This window comes from bacterium endosymbiont of Bathymodiolus sp. 5 South (assembly GCF_900128535.1).
Classification (GTDB): domain Bacteria; phylum Pseudomonadota; class Gammaproteobacteria; order PS1; family Pseudothioglobaceae; genus Thiodubiliella.
The window spans coordinates 1-1036 of sequence record NZ_FQTR01000370.1 but is presented as its reverse complement, the minus strand read 5'-3'; the positions used below and the strand labels follow the sequence as shown (position 1 = coordinate 1036).

Here is a 1036-nt window from a genome sequence, read left to right as displayed (position 1 = left end):
TTAGCAAAAGTTGGTTGATTTGTCTATGGTTATTGTTGGTTTTATTGTTATAAATCAATTTGTTGTGTGGTTTTTAAGGGTTGATTATTTATGCAAAGGTCTCACTACAATTAAATTTCAAAATCTTATACTAGAAGCGGTTAACACCAAGGTAGACTCAAGACCTGAAAACAATCCAGAAATTATCAGGAGTAAAGATTGACGAATGCAAAAAAGAATGCAACGAAAATTTCTACATTTAACACCCGAAGAACATACAAAATTAGAAAATTCAAAAACAAATGTGCTGATGCTAGCGACAATCCTTAACACCGATTATATTGGTAGATGTGATTGGAGTGATAAAGAAGAATGCGAAAGAATGCAAAAAAAAGGGAAAGTTTCAAAGGAAGTTCGCTCATTGTGCTTGGTGCAGCCTATACACTAGTAAATATAAGACTAACGGAATCCGACAATCCAAAAGCATATGAGTGCAGATTCAAGTATCGCTATAACACCCAAAAGTGTCATTGATAAAAATGGTGCTTATTTCGATACTCGTAGAAAATCCATGACACCTGATTTTGGTGTGTGGGTTGAAGGCATGCAAGATTCGGAACAAGGTACTTTTTTAGCTCATGGATCAAAAGATATTATGAGAGATATTTGGTAATATAATAAAGAAAATGCCAATGAAGTTAGTCAACCTATTTGCTCCTGAACCTGCACATCCGACGCCACGAAGAAAACATTGTGTTATTTTATGAATTTACTAGAACCCTACCACCAAACCTACACCTACGACACAGGCAACAACCTAACCAGCCTCTCACACCAAGCAAACAGTGGTGATTGGCAACAAACCCTCACCATCCACTCAAACAACAACCGTGGCACCGAAACCCAACAATCTACCAACGATTTTGATGCCAATGGCAACCTGCTAACCCTTGACAATATTGGCACTCTACATTGGCACTATAACAACACTCTTAACCAACTTACCAAAGCAGACAAAAGCAACACCACACAATACTCTGTCTATGATTACCAAGGC

The 1036-nt window shown here is 37.5% G+C and carries 2 protein-coding genes and 1 pseudogene; all 3 read left to right on the top strand.

What is annotated here, in order from left to right:
* The first annotated feature begins 217 nt into the window (after positions 1-217).
* A complete protein-coding gene (locus tag BBROOKSOX_RS11560; RefSeq protein ID WP_139699409.1) occupies positions 218-427 on the top strand; it encodes a hypothetical protein in 210 nt (69 codons plus the stop codon).
* A gap of 39 nt (positions 428-466) precedes the next feature.
* The gene (locus BBROOKSOX_RS11555) at positions 467-652 is read left to right on the top strand and encodes a hypothetical protein (RefSeq protein ID WP_139662018.1); all 186 of its coding nucleotides are present in this window, start codon (positions 467-469) and stop codon (positions 650-652) included.
* A gap of 90 nt (positions 653-742) precedes the next feature.
* Positions 743-1036: pseudogene (locus BBROOKSOX_RS11550) on the top strand (RHS repeat-associated core domain-containing protein); the annotation flags it as partial.